Below are 14,763 nucleotides of genomic sequence, written 5' to 3'. Positions count from 1 at the left end.
TACTGATATCACAGGCTTAAATTAATGGGACTTAAAAGTAACGCGAGTTGGAACTGGCTTAAATGTACCAAGCTTGCTCCAGAACGGCATTGCTAAGAAGAAGCCCAGATAGTAAATAGTACAAATCTGAGAAATCTTTTCATATACAGGTGATGGTGGCTCGATACCTAAGTAACCCAAAATTACAAAGCTCACAATAAATACACCGTAGATGTACTTATGGAATTGTGGGCGATAGCGAATGGACTTCACTGGTGAATGATCTAACCAAGGCAGGAAGAACATAATCACAACTGAACCGCCCATGATTACAACACCCCAGAACTTTGCATCAAATGCATAGAAGCCTGCAGCCAAAACGAGTGCAATTGCTGCACATGCGCCCTTAACTTTGATGTTGTTCGACTTGAGCGCAAACATTCCCAAAATCACTGCCAAGAAAATCCACAGCGGCAATAGGAAGTTAGTTGTTGTTGCACGCAGCATAGAGTAGAACGGTGTGAAGTACCAGACCGGTGCAATATGCGTTGGTGTCTCAAATGGATTTGCAGGAATAAAGTTATTCGCCTCGAGAAAGTAACCGCCCATCTCTGGTGCAAAGAACACGATGCAAGCAAATACCATCAGGAAACCGCCCAAATACATTACGTCATGAACGCTGTAGTAAGGATGGAAAGGAATTCCGTCAACCGGATGGCCGTTAACATCAAGATTATCTTTGATTTCAATACCATCTGGATTATTTGAGCCCACTTCATGTAAGGCAAGAATGTGGGCTGCAACTAGTCCAATCAATACCAGCGGAATGGCAATCACGTGGAATGCAAAAAAGCGATTCAATGTGGCATCACCAACCACGTAATCACCACGCAACCACAACGATAGGTCTGGGCCAATTAATGGAATGGCGGAGAACAAGTTCACAATCACTTGGGCGCCCCAGTAGGACATTTGACCCCATGGGAGCAAGTAACCGAAGAATGCCTCACCCATCAAGCACAAGAAGATCGCGCAACCGAAAATCCAAATCAACTCGCGTGGTTTGCGATAAGAACCGTAGATCAGGCCACGGAACATGTGCATATAAACAACTACAAAGAACATTGATGCGCCAGTGGAATGCATATAGCGAATCAACCAGCCCCACGGTACTTCGCGCATGATGTATTCAACTGATTCAAATGCTTTAGCTGCATCTGGCTTGTAGTTCATTACCAAGAAAATGCCGGTAATGATCTGAATTGCTAGAACAACGATAGCAAGCGCACCAAAAATATAGAAGAAATTTAGGTTTTTAGGGGCGTAATACTCGCTCATGTGACGTTTAAAAGCGTCTGTAACAGGCAGGCGTGAGTCAACCCATGCCATTAACTTCTGGGCTGAAGATGCGTCCGCCGGGACTTCTTTTTCGTGAAATGCCATTTATCTCTCCTTAGGCCTTCTTATCTTCGCCAACCAGAATCTTGGTGTCGCTCAAATACATATGTGGCGGCACTTCCATATTGTCTGGGGCTGGTTTGTTCTTAAATACGCGGCCTGCCATATCAAAGGTAGATCCATGGCATGGGCAAAGGAAGCCGCCCGGCCAGGTATTTGGCAATGATGGCTGTGGACCAGACTCAAACTTTGCCGTAGGAGAGCAACCCAAATGTGTGCAAATGCCGACTACAACCAGGTATTCAGGCTTAATTGAGCGCCATTGGTTCTGGGCGTATGGAGGTGTAAATTGGGCTGGATCCCTTAAAGAATCCGGGTCTGCGAGCTCAGAGTCAATCTTTGAGAGCTCAGCAACCTGCTCAGGTGTGCGACGCACCACCCAAACCGGCTTACCGCGCCACTCAACCATGCGCATTTCATCAGGCTGCATGCCGGCAATATCAATTTCAACAGCTGCTCCAGCAGCCTTAGCACGCTCAGAAGGCTCAAAACTATCCACAAAAGGGTAAAGGGCTGCGGCTGCACCAACGCCGCCAACCGCTGAAGTAGCGATCAACCAATTGCGGCGATCCTTGTCCATACAGGGCTTGTCACTCATTTACAAAATTCCTCTGAAGAGCATTTATAGGTAGTAATTGCTAAAAGATAAGATTTTAAAGTAAAAAATTGGGTATGCAAGGAAGTTATGGGGTTAATCTTGAGATAATCTCAATGAATCAAAAAATAGAGGGATTTATGGCTGTTTTAAAAGAATTTCGGGACTTCGCAGTCAAGGGCAATGTCATAGATTTGGCTGTTGGTGTCATTATTGGCGGAGCCTTTGGCAAAATCGTTGACTCCCTGGTAAACGACATTGTCATGCCGGTTATTTCAACGCTATTGGGGGGACATATTGACTTTACCAACCTTTTTCTAGTGCTGGGCAAGATACCCGAGGGTATTCCAAGAACTTTTGATGCACTCAAAAAAGCTGGAATACCCATCTTTGCCTATGGCAACTTCATCACCATCTCGATTAACTTCATCCTTCTGGCCTTCGTGATTTTCCAGATGGTGAAAGTGGTAAACAGAGTGCGCACCATTGATGTGCCACCAGCACCCCCTACACCTGAAGATGTTATCCTATTGAGAGAAATTCGGGACAGCCTAAAAAAATAATGCGCGTAAAAAAATCTCACTTCATTGCTTGGCTTCTGATGTGAGATTTTTAACTTTGATAGTTGTATAGATTCCATGAATCTATTTAAACCACAGTCATTAACACGTGAATAATCTCACCCCCGCTGATCATATAGCGAGTTATTAGCATAGCCCTCAAAGCATGGCGTGTAATGCTCTTTCCCTTACCAAGCTCAACTATAAATTTGGCTTTATTTAAAGGCTTCTTTTCTTAATCTCGCTGCTATATCTTTAATGGCGCCATTCCATGAGAACTTTTGATCTTGAGAATATAGAGAAATGCTTGGATACCAACTACTAGTTACTTCGTCATGCCAATACCAAATTCTTCCCGCAGAATATGGTACTAATAAAAAAGTGGTTTTACCCAAGGCCCCAGCCAAATGGGCAGTTACATTGCTAGTGGTAACTATAAAGTCACAAGATTGAATAATTGAAAGTAATCCATCAATATTATTAAATAAATCAATTCCGTCAACGGTTATTAATTTAGTGCCACAATTTTCTTCTAAATCATTTATTTCTTGCTGAGTGTCACCATACTGCAGATTGATAAATTCATAATCATCAACTTGAAAGATATCATTTAATTCCGAAAGCAGAATGCTCTTGTCTTTTCCCAGCTTATGATTATTACTCTTCCATGCTACGCCGCACTTTAACTGCTTTTTAGTGCAGGAATTATTTTTTATGGTCTTTGTTATTGGATCATTATCCACAAGGTAAGGCACACTACGGCCATCCATATTTGGATTCATATTCATGATGGCAGGAAGACTGCCAAATGGTATCTGAGCATCGTACAAGCTAGTATCTAATGGTGCATTATTATCAATAAATACAATCTCAGGAAATGACCTAGACAGGATTGGTAATAATCTTGCATCTACTGCAATAGTAATACTCTCCACTCTATTTTTGATAACTCTAAGCATTGACGCATAGAAAATGATGTCACCGACACCTTGCTCAGAGAATATGAGCAAATGCTTGCAACTTGCTCCATTCCATATTGCCAAGCCCTCAATTGCCATCTTTAATTGAAAATCTTTTGCTCTTAGCCGCCAGCTGTAATTCTCCCATCCAGCCTGATAGTTCTTGATGAGTAGGTTAATTTGCGATTTATTAATCCAGCCCTCAGCAAAATCGGGTTTGAAATTCAAAGCTTTATCGTAGCAATCAAGAGCTTCGTCATAGCATTTAAGCTCATTCAGCGAAACACCCTTGTTATAGTAGCCCTCAGCAAAATCGGGTTTGAAATTCAAAGCTTTATCGTAGCAATCAAGAGCTTCGTCATAGCGCTTGAGTTCATGAAAAGCCCACCCCTTATTCGACCATGCCTCTGCATACTCAGGCTTAAGACTTAAGGCCATATCGTATTGAGCAATAGCCTCGCTATACCTCCCAAGGCCCTGAAGTGACTTCCCATAACCGAGCCAAATCTCATGATTATCTGGAGATAGGAAAATTGCTTTCTGATGATATTTTATTGAAATTAAATGTTTTCCAGCTTCCTGAAATGATTTTGCACAATTAATATTTATTTCTAGATCATCAGGTCTAATTTTTACAGCCCTTAATGAGTAGTTAGATGCTTCAAGATGGTTGCCTTCAACACCATGAATAAAACCCATTGCATATAAGGCATCAAAATTTTTCGGCTGCATCTTTAAAATATAGCTAAAAAGTTGCTTAGCCTGACTAAAATTTCCCTGCTGAGTGTATTGAATCGCCTGTTGAAGCATTGATTGAAGTTGAGGATTCATAATTTCATTTTATTGTAATAATGCGACCAGCTCAGAAGGATGAATACTTTACGCGACTCTTTAATCCGATTGGTCAATATATAAATCTATTTTGCTTATCAAATATATGTATTAATTCCGCCTCATTCGACTCTTTCTCAATTTTTACAGCCTAACGCCGCCCTAATTGTTCCAACCTTTAACCCTGATTAGCTTGAGTTCAGACTTAAATTCTGATTTCAATGGCCATACTGTGCTTGTTGCTGAAACCTAGGTAGCTCTACTCATGATTTATCACAAAGCGAAGATAATTAGTGACGTACTTATTTCTAAACTAGTAAACAACAAATAGAAATAATATAAATATGCAACCACCATATTTGAAGTCGCTACTTATTAGGAATTAACTCTACATAAAGAGAGTTAAACCCAGGACAAGTGCGAAATTTAGAATAGCTGTATTTATCAAATCGTGCCGCTGATATTGATATTAAAAACTGCACAAGAAATAGTTGGAATTAATGAATTCATAAAACCTGACTTTATTAGGCAATAAAAAACCCACTGTGTTTCCACAGTGGGTCAATTTAATACCAAACTAATTCTTAACTAGCTTACGCTAGAGACAAATTAGAAAGTATGACGCATACCAACACCGTAGCTTGATGCACCTTCAGAAGCAGCAACTGAAGAGCTAGATACCTGTTGTGAACCGAAAATTGCATACAGGTTTGTACGCTTGCTCAACCAGTAGTTAGAACCCAACTGATAGCCAGTAAAGTCTTGGGTTGCACGGCTACCAGAAGTAGCAGGAAGTGCAGTGCTACCGGCAGTGAATGAACCATTACCAATAGAAGCCCATGCCTCAACTTTTGGAGTTACAAATGAACGAACACCCAACTGTTGTGCTGAGCGAGTCATATAAGAATTTGAATCCAAATTAGAAGTGTACTTAGTATTGATGTACTGAGCATATGCCTTCAAAATACCGAAGTCATAAGATGCACCAGCGTAATTAGTTAGGATGCCGATGCTTGTTCCCAATACGTTTACAGAAGTAGCTGCTGCTGCTGCTGCTGGAAGTGCAGCTGCTGTGTTTGTTGTTCCGGTAATAGACTCTTGCTTGGATGAAGTCATTGCCAAGTCCACATTCAGCTTTTGCCAAACATAGTTAATGCCTAAACCCAATGCTGTGTTGTTGCTAACAGTTTGGGTAGTTGCTGGGTTATTCTGGTTGGAGTTTTTATTGGAATAAATACCGTTGACTTGGAAGCCAGCAAAGCGATCTGTTTGCAATGTCAATGCATTGTTGAATCGTGTTGTGTAAGCAGTAGTTGTTTGAGTTGCGCCAGTACCAGAGCTTACTGAGTAAATAACATCGCCATGTATATTGTTTTGTTGACCTGCGTCAGTACGACTTACAGCAGTGTGAACTGGAGTGTATTGAGTACCGATGGCAGCTTGTCCAATACCTTTTTTGCTCAAACCAACAAATGACTGGCGATTAAACAAGCCGTTGTTTGTATCCCCAGATAATGAAGCATCCGTTGGGTAGAGTTGGAATTCAGCAGTGAAGAAGGCGTTCATACCGCCACCTAGATCTTCCGTACCCTTAAAACCTAAGCGTGAGCTTGTCTCTGAACTTGAGGCAAGAGCTGTTGTGTTGGATTTAGTTTGGCTTGCACGAGTTGTAGCACCAGAAAAACCAACATCCAAAATACCATATACAGTCACTGATGACTGAGCTTGAGCTGCTGACGCAAATGCGCCGATTGCTGCAACTGCTAATAGCGATTTTTTCATTCTTTAAATCTCCATAAATTGAAAGTAATGCCCAAATAAAACTGGGACTTATTAATTTTGCTTGTTTTGCCCTACTAGACTGAGGGTAAGGGTATTTAGATCCTGTTTTTGCTTGTGGAAAGGTAGTTTTTTGGTTTTCTTCGTTGTATCAGGGCAACAAGGGCTTTGATTTCTGTCTTTTTGAGGCCTGGAATGCCAAAATTGTCATATGGCAAGCCGTGAATTCTTAAAAATCCTACAATCTGCTCGACTGGGTGATGTATCTGCACAACAAAATTTGGCGTCGGCCTATCTGACAGGGGCATTTAAGACCCCCATACAGCCAGCTAATGCGCTGATTTGGTTAGAAAAATCCTATTTTTCTATTCACAATCAATTAGTTAGACAATTGAGCTCAAGTGATGCTGAAATTTCTGACTTAAATAGCTTTTCCCCAGAGATTTTGGGGATGCTAGAACTAATCTCGACTGTTCCACTGGAGGGGGCATTTAATTCGCCGGCATTTGCTTTTGGCTGGGAATCATTCTGGAAGTTAGCCAAGGCCAATATTGAAGCAAGTTACGCAGCGCAATGGCAGCTTGCAGAACTTTTACTTAATCCCGCTAAAAGAGATTTACAAACTGAGCTCTCTACCTGGCTCTTGAAGCAAGGGAAAGATGGCGATGACTTTCTGTCACTGCAAAAGAAAGCAAAAGAATTTTTATTAGGCTTGGCAGAATCAGATACTCCATTTGCTGGTGGCGCAAAAGAACTGCTCATTAAGCTGCAACCAAAAGATGAGGCGCTTTCTTCCCTTTGGAATGCCTGGCTCTCTGATAAAAATGAGGCAGCGCTTATGCAAGCAGCAGAACTTGGCCTAACGATTGCCAAACTTACACTGGGATTACGTCTAGCGCAATTTAATGAAGTTGATTCTGCTGAGAAAGATACGATTGGGTTGGGCGGTAGCAAATCGAATGCCTCCCTCAAGAAGGCAGCCTACTGGTTAGAGCTTGCAGCAAAGGATGGTGATCGTGATGCTTGGTTTGCCTTGGGCGAGATCTATCGCCGTCCACAGTTCTCTGGATACAACGCGGCTGAGAGTGATCGCTGTCTTGATCGTGCGGCAGATTTAGGTCATCCAGTAGCTCAATTTAAAAGAGGTGCGAACCTCTGGCGCAAACGCGAAAAAGTTGAAGAGAAGGTTCGCGGCCTGCAAGCTTCATATTGGATCTGGCAAGCGCACCAACAAGGCCTTCCCGAAGCAAAGGAATTGCTTGGAAAGATTCTAGAGAATGTCTCCAGCCCAAAGAATAATGATTGGTTTGCATTGGCTACTTATGCCGAAAAGGCACTAAACCATCATGCCGAACATAAATTAGTTGAGGAGTGGGTATTGCTATGCCACCGACTGATCATTGCCAATCAATTTAATTTGAGTAAGGCTGAGTTATTACTGTGCGAGGTTGGGCAGTTGCAGCACGAACATTGTGTCGTTGTTGATATTCGCCATGAATTGCCGAAGATACTGCCTAGATTAATTCAGATTGATACCACGCAGCAGCGGCGCTCTTTGCTTGCTGCAGGAAAAGTATTTGCTGGAAGCGAATCAGACTTAGAAGGTAATTTAAGACAAAGACGTTATCGATTTGACCGAGTAAGTGAGTGGCTGACTGCTACCTTCTCACAAGATCAAACGGTAGCTTGAGTATCCGAGCCTTTAGATTCGCTATCTTTAATTTCATCAGACTCATCATCTACGGATTTTGGGACATAGAAACGGGCAATGAGAAGCCCGAGCTCATAGAGTAAGCACATTGGCACAGCTAGCAGTAGCTGAGACAGCACATCTGGTGGTGTCACGATTGCTGAAATCACAAAAGCGCCAACAATTACATAAGGACGAATCTCTTTAAGCTTAGCCAAAGGCACCATACCCATGCGAACCAGCACCACCACAACAACTGGAACCTCAAAGGTAATGCCAAAGGCCAAAAAGGTTGTCATAGCAAAGCCAAGGTATTTATCAATATCAGTCGACATTTCAGCACCCAAGGGGGCGTTATAACTAGCCATGAATTGGAATACTGTTGGGAAAACTAAGAAGTAAGCAAAGGCCATTCCAAAAATAAACAGGCTATAACTACTGATTACCAAAGGTACTATCAACTTACGCTCGTGCTGATAAAGGCCGGGTGCAATGAATGCCCATAACTGATACATCACTACTGGCAGAGCGATTAAGAAAGCCACTAGCATGGTGACTTTCATAGGTACAAAGAATGAACCCGTGACATCAGTCACGATCATCTTGCCGCCAGCAGGTAGTGCCTGAAGTAGTGGCTGGGCAAACAAATGAAAAATATCTGGCGCCCAATAAACTAGGGAAACAAAAACCACTATGATTGCGATCGCTGACTTGATGATGCGATCACGCAACTCAAATAAATGCGACAAGAATGATTCTTGCAGTCCGGAATCTTCTGTTGAATTATTTTGCGTCATTGATATTCGTATTTACTTTTCTTGGGGCTAATTTATTTGCCCGCGCTGTGGTGAAAGCGCTTCATGCGCGCAGCTCCGGACTGAACTCTTGTGCGCATACCAGTGGATCGCTTGAACCAAACTGGTCTCGCAGCGCGCCTCACGCCCCAACTCTTCCGACCCTGGCGTACCGATTTTTGTAGAACTTCTTTTTCATCAAGAGGAGCTCTCGTAAAATGATTTTCAAAGATGTCTGCTTGATCGCTAAGATTGGCGCTAGCCTCTTGAGTAGCAGATTGAATAGAATTCTCAACATCCTTAAAGGCAGAGACACTTTCTTCGCGAAGCTTCTTAAACTCCTCAACATCCATCTGCCTGCTAACTTCGGATTTGACATCAGCCATATAGCGCTGCGCTCTTCCAAATAAGTTACCCGCCATACGGGCAATTTTTGGAAGTCGCTCTGGGCCGACCACTACCAATGCAACTACTGCAATGAGTGCAAGCTTTGAAACTCCGAGATCAATCATTGCAGCTGCGCATTATTTCTATCAACAATTATTTATTGATATCTTTTGCCTGAACATCCACAGTTTTCTCTGTTGATGTAGCAGCGCTCTGAATTTGCTCTTTAGCCTTGTCTTGCGACTCTTCAGTTCCCTCAGGCGTTTTCATGCCATCTTTGAAACCTTTAACAGCGCCACCTAAATCACTACCGATATTGCGCAATTTTTTGGTACCGAATACCAACATCACGATTACCAAAACAATTAACCAATGCCAAATGCTAAATGAACCCATTTTTAATCTCCTAGGACTATTTTTTCCAGGGGCGCGGACCGCCCATCACATGCAAATGCAAGTGATAAACCTCTTGACCACCATCTGCACCATTATTCACTACCAATCTAAAGCCACCATCTTTTCCAGGACGGCAACCCTGCTCCTTGGCGAGACGTGGTGCTAATTCCATCATTCTACCTAGCAATGGCGCATCAGCCACTTCTGCAGATTCCAGCATAGGGATATGTTTTTTAGGAATCATCAAAAAATGGACGGGGGCCGCAGGATTAATATCTTTAAAGGCATAAATCTCCTCATCCTCGTACACTTTTTGGGATGGGATTTCACCCTTGGAAATCTTACAAAACAGGCAATTTGGGTCGTGGGACATCAATTAATCCTTGTTTGCCGCTTTTCTGGCGGCTTTTTCCTCGATGCCTGAAGTACCGAGACGGCGCTCAAGCTCAGTAATTACGTCTTCTGGGCGCAAGCCAAACTGAGAAAGGGCAATTAGGCAATGAAACCAGAGGTCAGCCATCTCCCCAACCAAGAGTTTTTGTTGCTCAGGGGCCAAATTGGCATTTCGAGCATCCTTGGCAGCCATCACTGCTTCGGTAGCCTCTTCTCCAATCTTCTTCAAAATCACATCATCACCCTTAGAGAAGAGTAAGGCTGTGTAAGAGGTCTTGGGATCGGCATCGCCAGCCTTAAACGCATCGCGCCGCTGATCAACTACGTCAGCCAAGTGGGCCAAAGCAGCATCTAAATTAGAGGGGGTATTCGCTGAACTAGTCATCAGGTGATTTTATGTCTTTTATTACCAGGTAGAAGAGGGGTGGCTTATTTAAGGCCCTTAGACTCATCAACCCAGGTGGATTGGGCTGAATCCCACCTCTGGAAGAAGCAACTATGCTCGCCAGTGTGACAAGCAATACCGTCTTTTTGCTCAACCATCAGCAAAATCGTATCGCCATCGCAATCAAGGCGGATTTCTTTTACCTTTTGAGTATGGCCAGATTCTTCACCCTTGTGCCACAACTTTTGCCTTGAACGCGTCCAATACACCGCTTCGCCTAAGCGCAAGGTAGCCAATAAAGCATCGCGATTCATCCAAGCCATCATCAAGATATCTTTACTGCCAACTTCCTGGGCAATTACCGGAACTAAGCCCTGCTCATTCCAAGTGACGGCATCAAGCCATGCGCCGGGCTCTAAGGAGTCAACTAGAGAGAAGGAATTTTTCATGCTCATCTTCGAATTATTTTCTTGGTAGATCTATCTGCACTTAAATGCGAACAGGAATGCCTTGGCTCGCCATATATTCTTTTGCTTGACCAACAGTGTATTCACCATAATGAAAAATACTTGCCGCAAGAACTGCATCGGCATGACCCTTGGTAATGCCATCGACCAAGTGCTGCAAATTACCCACGCCGCCAGAGGCAATCACTGGAACGCTCACCGCATCACTTACTGCGGCAGTTAACTCCAAATCAAAACCGTCTTTACTGCCATCACGATTCATACTAGTGAGAAGAATTTCTCCAGCACCACGTTTAGCGACTTCAGAAGCCCATGTAACGACATCCATGCCAGTCGCAGTTCTACCCCCATGGGTAAAAACTTCCCAATTGCCTGCTTCCGTTTTTTTAGCATCAATGGCAACGACGATGCACTGAGAACCATAATATGCAGCCGCATCCGATACCAAATCTGGATTCGCCACTGCGGATGAGTTCATGCTCACCTTATCAGCGCCAGCATTCAGTAAGCGGCGAACATCAGCTACAGCACGCACACCACCACCAACGGTCAAAGGAATAAATACTTGAGAAGCAACATCTTCAATGATGTGCAATATCAGATCGCGATCATCAGAGGTAGCAGTAATGTCTAGGAAGGTGAGTTCATCAGCGCCTTGAGTGTCGTAGCGTTTTGCAATCTCCACAGGATCACCCGCATCACGCAGCCCAACAAAGTTCACGCCTTTCACAACGCGTCCTGCCGTGACATCAAGACAGGGAATAATTCGTTTAGTGAGCACTATTGAGCAATCTAAATAATTTTCTTAGCAAACTTCAGAGTTAACTCATCAGCATATTTTTGTGCCGCAGTTAAATCTAAGTCGCCAGCATAAATCGATCGACCCGCAATGACACCCATGACGCCTTCAGATTCGGCTTCACACAAGGCTTCAATATCTTGATTGCTAGATAAACCACCACTAGCAATCACCGGGATCCGAATAGCTTGGGCTAATTTAATCGTGGCATCCATATTGATACCCTTCATCATGCCATCACGACCAATGTCGGTATAGATGATTGCTTCAACACCGTAGTCTTCAAACTTTTTGGCGAGGTCAATGACTTCATGGCCTGTGATCTTGCTCCAACCATCTGTTGCAACCTTGCCATCGCGAGCATCCAGTCCCACCATGATGTGGCCAGGAAAAGCAGTGCAAGCATCTTGTACAAAACCAGGACTCTTCACTGCTGCAGTACCAATAATGACCGTACTAATACCGTCATCTAATAATCGTTCAATCGTTTCAAGATCGCGAATACCACCACCCAGCTGAACTGGTATCTCATCACCTACTGCTTTGAGAATGGATTTAATCGCAGACTCATTCTTCAACTTGCCAGCAAATGCGCCATTTAAATCGACGAGATGTAAACGACGCGCTCCCTTACTAATCCAATGCGCAGCCATCGCACCTGGATCTTCAGAAAACACAGTGGCTTTATCCATGTCACCTTGTTCGAGTCGAACACAGTGGCCATCTTTTAGGTCAATCGCGGGAATCAGCAGCATAGCGGTAGCTTAGAGAAGTATTAAGGTTGCCAAGAAACAAAATTTTTGTAGAGCTTTAATCCGTATTCTGCACTTTTTTCCGGATGAAATTGTGTTGCAAAAATATTATCCCTTGCAACGGCAGAAGTAAACCAATCGCCATATTCAGTTGAGCCAGCAATATCTTCTTTGCGTTGCGGCACAACATAGTAACTATGTACAAAGTAAAAACTAGTCAAATCTGGGATGCCATCCCAAAGTGGGTGCTGACGATCTTGACGCACTTGGTTCCAACCCATATGGGGCACTTTGTAGGCAGAACCGTCTGGCTGTAGTTTGCCAGCCAATTCAAAACGTCTGACCTCACCCGGAATCAAGCCCAAGCAAGGTGTCCAAGCGGTATTGGAATCAGCTCGCACTTCAGCGCTTTGGTTAAAGAGCATTTGCTCGCCCACACAAACACCTAGCAATGGCTTGTTTTTAGCTGCATTCAGAAGTGACTCCAGCAATCCAGACTCCTCTAGGTGCTTCATGCAATCTGGCATAGCACCCTGACCTGGTAGCACAACTCGCTCTGCGGAGAGGATTTCTTCTGGGGTGTGTGCAATCAGGACATTCGCATCTGGAGCCACATGATGAAAGGCCTGATACACGGAACGGAGATTACCCATTCCGTAGTCAACGATCGCAATAGTTTGCGCCAACTGTTAGCCTATGTTCTGTAGTTTTTTGACAGTCTTCTACTCAACGCTAGAAATTTTTCTAGATTAGAGACTGCCCTTAGTAGAAGGAACAACACCGGAAGCGCGTGGATCGAGCTCTAAAGCCATGCGCAATGCACGCCCAAAAGCCTTGAACACGGTTTCAATCTGGTGATGAGCGTTAATGCCACGTAGGTTATCGATGTGCAAAGTTACTCCGGCGTGGTTTACAAAACCACGGAAGAACTCGATGCTCAGATCTACGTCAAAGTCACCCACGCGTGCACGGGTAAATGGGACATTAAACTCCAGGCCTGGGCGACCAGAAAAATCGATCACTACGCGAGAAAGGGTTTCATCCAAAGGCACATAAGAATGACCATAGCGAGTGATGCCCGCTTTATCGCCTACCGCTTTAGCAAACGCCTGACCCAAGGTAATGCCCACATCCTCAACAGTATGGTGATCATCAATATGGGTATCGCCCTTAGCAACCACTTTAAGGTCGATCATGCCGTGACGGGCAATTTGATCCAACATATGGTCTAGGAAGGGTACGCCTGAGGCTAGCTCAGCTTTACCTGTGCCATCTAAATTGATAGCAATTTGAATTTTGGTTTCCGAAGTGTTTCGGGTAACGTCGGCTTGCCGCATGCTTCAGTGCGCCGCGAGGCGAAGTGTTGATTGAAGCCTCATAATATCATTCCTGATACAGATATAAATGCCGATTTTATTTGCTGGTGTTTATTCATTTTTGCTGATTTTTGACTAGAGTCCCTCATGAGCCGCTTTTGGAGCCCCGTAGTTCAGACCCTCACCCCTTACGTCCCTGGGGAACAACCGCAAATGGAGCGGCTGGTAAAGCTCAACACGAATGAGAGTCCTTATGGCCCTTCGCCCAAGGCCCTAGCCGCCATAAATCAAGAAAACACGGATGATTTAAGGCTCTATCCAGACCCCGAAGGAGCGGCCCTTAAAAAAGCTATTGCCGATTTACACGGCTTAGACCCAAAACAGGTCTTTTTAGGAAATGGCTCTGATGAAGTCCTGGCACACGTATTTTTGGGCCTACTCAAACAAGCCAAGCCCGTTCAGTTTCCGGATATTACTTATAGCTTCTACCCGGTTTATTGCAAGTTATTTGGGATTGAGTATCAAGCAGTCCCCCTCGGCCCTGATTTTGAGATTCAGGCGGGGGATTTCAAAACCCCCAATGGTGGAATTATTTTCCCCAATCCCAATGCTCCAACTGGTCGAGCCATTCCGCGATCAGATATTGAAGCTCTGCTCAGCAGAAATACCGATTCCGTAGTGGTGATTGACGAAGCTTATGTAGATTACGGAACTGAGTCTTGCATTCCCCTACTTCGCGGAAACACTTGTCCAGAAAACCTCCTAGTCGTACACACCCTCTCTAAGTCACGCGCCCTAGCAGGACTTCGCGTTGGATTTGCGGTGGGACATCCAGACCTCATTGAAGGTTTAGAGCGAGTGAAGAATAGTTTTAACTCCTATCCACTTGGTCGTTTGGCTCAAGCAGGAGCAATTGCTGCAATCCAAGATCAAACCCATTTGGAATCAACTAGTAAAAAAGTAATCCACACTCGTGAGCGCTTAGTGGGCGAACTAGCCTCACTAGGTTTTGATACCTTGCCATCTACAGCTAACTTTATTTTTACTCGGCATCCTAGGCATGCCGGGGCAAAGCTATATCAAGCTTTACGCGATCGTGGAATTATTGTGCGTCACTTCAAGTCAGCCCGAATTGAAGAGTTTTTGCGTATCACCATCGGCACTGATGATCAAACGAATGAATTGATTACCGCTCTGAAAGAAATTTTGGCTAGCGCTTAAGT

At 44.0% G+C, this 14,763-nt stretch carries 17 protein-coding genes; 3 read left to right on the top strand and 14 right to left on the bottom strand.

Translation table 11 applies throughout. The features are described 5' to 3' along the window. Positions 1-21 precede the first annotated feature (21 nt). Entirely contained in the window at positions 22-1,422 is a 1,401-nt protein-coding gene (locus FD975_RS00660) for a cytochrome bc complex cytochrome b subunit (protein ID WP_215302387.1), read from the bottom strand. Positions 1,423-1,432: 10 nt separating this feature from the next. After that, a complete protein-coding gene (gene petA, locus FD975_RS00655; protein ID WP_215302386.1) occupies positions 1,433-2,035 on the bottom strand; it encodes a ubiquinol-cytochrome c reductase iron-sulfur subunit in 603 nt (200 codons plus the stop codon). A gap of 137 nt (positions 2,036-2,172) precedes the next feature. Here petA and mscL point away from each other — a divergent pair, with 137 nt between their 5' ends. Then, positions 2,173-2,595 (top strand): large conductance mechanosensitive channel protein MscL, encoded by a 423-nt coding sequence (gene mscL / locus FD975_RS00650; RefSeq protein WP_215303698.1) that lies wholly within the window; start codon positions 2,173-2,175, stop codon positions 2,593-2,595. 212 nt (positions 2,596-2,807) lie between these two features. Here mscL and FD975_RS00645 read toward each other — a convergent pair whose 3' ends face one another. After that, the gene (locus FD975_RS00645) at positions 2,808-4,382 is read right to left on the bottom strand and encodes a tetratricopeptide repeat protein (protein ID WP_215302385.1); all 1,575 of its coding nucleotides are present in this window, start codon (positions 4,380-4,382) and stop codon (positions 2,808-2,810) included. A 609-nt stretch (positions 4,383-4,991) separates the two neighbouring features. Beyond that, the gene (locus tag FD975_RS00640; protein ID WP_215302384.1) at positions 4,992-6,164 is read right to left on the bottom strand and encodes a porin; all 1,173 of its coding nucleotides are present in this window, start codon (positions 6,162-6,164) and stop codon (positions 4,992-4,994) included. 208 nt (positions 6,165-6,372) lie between these two features. On the opposite strand from FD975_RS00640, the gene FD975_RS00635 reads away from it, so the two are divergent. Continuing rightward, the gene (locus FD975_RS00635; protein WP_215302383.1) at positions 6,373-7,851 is read left to right on the top strand and encodes a tetratricopeptide repeat protein; all 1,479 of its coding nucleotides are present in this window, start codon (positions 6,373-6,375) and stop codon (positions 7,849-7,851) included. Here FD975_RS00635 and tatC read toward each other — a convergent pair. From tatC to hisB, 10 genes are all read right to left on the bottom strand, one after another. Next, the gene (tatC, locus tag FD975_RS00630) at positions 7,836-8,648 is read right to left on the bottom strand and encodes a twin-arginine translocase subunit TatC (RefSeq protein ID WP_215302382.1); all 813 of its coding nucleotides are present in this window, start codon (positions 8,646-8,648) and stop codon (positions 7,836-7,838) included. The genes FD975_RS00635 and tatC overlap by 16 nt on opposite strands. Positions 8,649-8,680: 32 nt before the next feature. Then, on the bottom strand, positions 8,681-9,157 hold the full coding sequence (gene tatB, locus FD975_RS00625) for a Sec-independent protein translocase protein TatB (RefSeq protein ID WP_215302381.1): 477 nt from the start codon (positions 9,155-9,157) through the stop codon (positions 8,681-8,683). Positions 9,158-9,185: 28 nt separating this feature from the next. After that, on the bottom strand, positions 9,186-9,428 hold the full coding sequence (tatA, locus tag FD975_RS00620; RefSeq protein WP_215302380.1) for a Sec-independent protein translocase subunit TatA: 243 nt from the start codon (positions 9,426-9,428) through the stop codon (positions 9,186-9,188). A 16-nt stretch (positions 9,429-9,444) separates the two neighbouring features. Then, positions 9,445-9,801, bottom strand: a complete 357-nt coding sequence (locus FD975_RS00615; RefSeq protein ID WP_215302379.1) for a histidine triad nucleotide-binding protein — start codon at positions 9,799-9,801, stop codon at positions 9,445-9,447. 3 nt (positions 9,802-9,804) lie between these two features. Then, positions 9,805-10,206, bottom strand: coding sequence for a phosphoribosyl-ATP diphosphatase (locus tag FD975_RS00610; protein WP_215302378.1), 402 nt, complete (start codon positions 10,204-10,206; stop codon positions 9,805-9,807). A gap of 44 nt (positions 10,207-10,250) precedes the next feature. Continuing rightward, a complete protein-coding gene (hisI, locus tag FD975_RS00605; protein ID WP_215303696.1) occupies positions 10,251-10,655 on the bottom strand; it encodes a phosphoribosyl-AMP cyclohydrolase in 405 nt (134 codons plus the stop codon). Positions 10,656-10,695: 40 nt separating this feature from the next. Next, positions 10,696-11,454 carry an imidazole glycerol phosphate synthase subunit HisF gene (gene hisF / locus FD975_RS00600; protein ID WP_215302377.1) on the bottom strand — a complete coding sequence of 253 codons (759 nt, stop codon included), beginning with the start codon at positions 11,452-11,454 and terminating at the stop codon, positions 10,696-10,698. A gap of 11 nt (positions 11,455-11,465) precedes the next feature. After that, positions 11,466-12,227 (bottom strand): 1-(5-phosphoribosyl)-5-[(5-phosphoribosylamino)methylideneamino]imidazole-4-carboxamide isomerase, encoded by a 762-nt coding sequence (hisA, locus tag FD975_RS00595; protein ID WP_215302376.1) that lies wholly within the window; start codon positions 12,225-12,227, stop codon positions 11,466-11,468. 20 nt (positions 12,228-12,247) lie between these two features. After that, positions 12,248-12,910, bottom strand: a complete 663-nt coding sequence (gene hisH / locus FD975_RS00590) for an imidazole glycerol phosphate synthase subunit HisH (protein ID WP_215302375.1) — start codon at positions 12,908-12,910, stop codon at positions 12,248-12,250. A gap of 63 nt (positions 12,911-12,973) precedes the next feature. Further along, positions 12,974-13,561: an imidazoleglycerol-phosphate dehydratase HisB gene (gene hisB, locus FD975_RS00585; RefSeq protein ID WP_062307133.1), complete on the bottom strand. Its 588-nt coding sequence runs from the start codon at positions 13,559-13,561 to the stop codon at positions 12,974-12,976. A 126-nt stretch (positions 13,562-13,687) separates the two neighbouring features. Between hisB and hisC the strand changes: the two genes are divergently transcribed. After that, on the top strand, positions 13,688-14,761 hold the full coding sequence (gene hisC, locus FD975_RS00580; RefSeq protein WP_215302374.1) for a histidinol-phosphate transaminase: 1,074 nt from the start codon (positions 13,688-13,690) through the stop codon (positions 14,759-14,761). Positions 14,762-14,763: the final 2 nt, after the last annotated feature.

This window comes from Polynucleobacter sp. AP-Jannik-300A-C4 (genome assembly GCF_018688335.1).
Classification (GTDB): Bacteria; Pseudomonadota; Gammaproteobacteria; order Burkholderiales; family Burkholderiaceae; genus Polynucleobacter.
Note: the sequence above shows the minus strand (reverse complement) of the source record. Positions and strands in the feature narration are given on the sequence as shown.

Excerpts from the sequence above, each read along its gene's own strand:
- hisB (WP_062307133.1), bottom strand. The coding sequence starts at position 13,561 with ATGCGGCAAGCCGACGTTACCCGAAACACTTCGGAAACCAAAATTCAA.
- FD975_RS00660 (WP_215302387.1), bottom strand. The coding sequence starts at position 1,422 with ATGGCATTTCACGAAAAAGAAGTCCCGGCGGACGCATCTTCAGCCCAG.
- hisC (WP_215302374.1), top strand. The coding sequence starts at position 13,688 with ATGAGCCGCTTTTGGAGCCCCGTAGTTCAGACCCTCACCCCTTACGTC.
- mscL (WP_215303698.1), top strand. The coding sequence starts at position 2,173 with ATGGCTGTTTTAAAAGAATTTCGGGACTTCGCAGTCAAGGGCAATGTC.
- tatA (WP_215302380.1), bottom strand. The coding sequence starts at position 9,428 with ATGGGTTCATTTAGCATTTGGCATTGGTTAATTGTTTTGGTAATCGTG.
- tatB (WP_215302381.1), bottom strand. The coding sequence starts at position 9,157 with ATGATTGATCTCGGAGTTTCAAAGCTTGCACTCATTGCAGTAGTTGCA.
- petA (WP_215302386.1), bottom strand. The coding sequence starts at position 2,035 with ATGAGTGACAAGCCCTGTATGGACAAGGATCGCCGCAATTGGTTGATC.
- tatC (WP_215302382.1), bottom strand. The coding sequence starts at position 8,648 with ATGACGCAAAATAATTCAACAGAAGATTCCGGACTGCAAGAATCATTC.
- hisI (WP_215303696.1), bottom strand. The coding sequence starts at position 10,655 with ATGAAAAATTCCTTCTCTCTAGTTGACTCCTTAGAGCCCGGCGCATGG.
- hisA (WP_215302376.1), bottom strand. The coding sequence starts at position 12,227 with ATGCTGCTGATTCCCGCGATTGACCTAAAAGATGGCCACTGTGTTCGA.
- FD975_RS00615 (WP_215302379.1), bottom strand. The coding sequence starts at position 9,801 with ATGTCCCACGACCCAAATTGCCTGTTTTGTAAGATTTCCAAGGGTGAA.
- FD975_RS00635 (WP_215302383.1), top strand. The coding sequence starts at position 6,373 with ATGGCAAGCCGTGAATTCTTAAAAATCCTACAATCTGCTCGACTGGGT.
- FD975_RS00610 (WP_215302378.1), bottom strand. The coding sequence starts at position 10,206 with ATGACTAGTTCAGCGAATACCCCCTCTAATTTAGATGCTGCTTTGGCC.
- FD975_RS00640 (WP_215302384.1), bottom strand. The coding sequence starts at position 6,164 with ATGAAAAAATCGCTATTAGCAGTTGCAGCAATCGGCGCATTTGCGTCA.
- FD975_RS00645 (WP_215302385.1), bottom strand. The coding sequence starts at position 4,382 with ATGAATCCTCAACTTCAATCAATGCTTCAACAGGCGATTCAATACACT.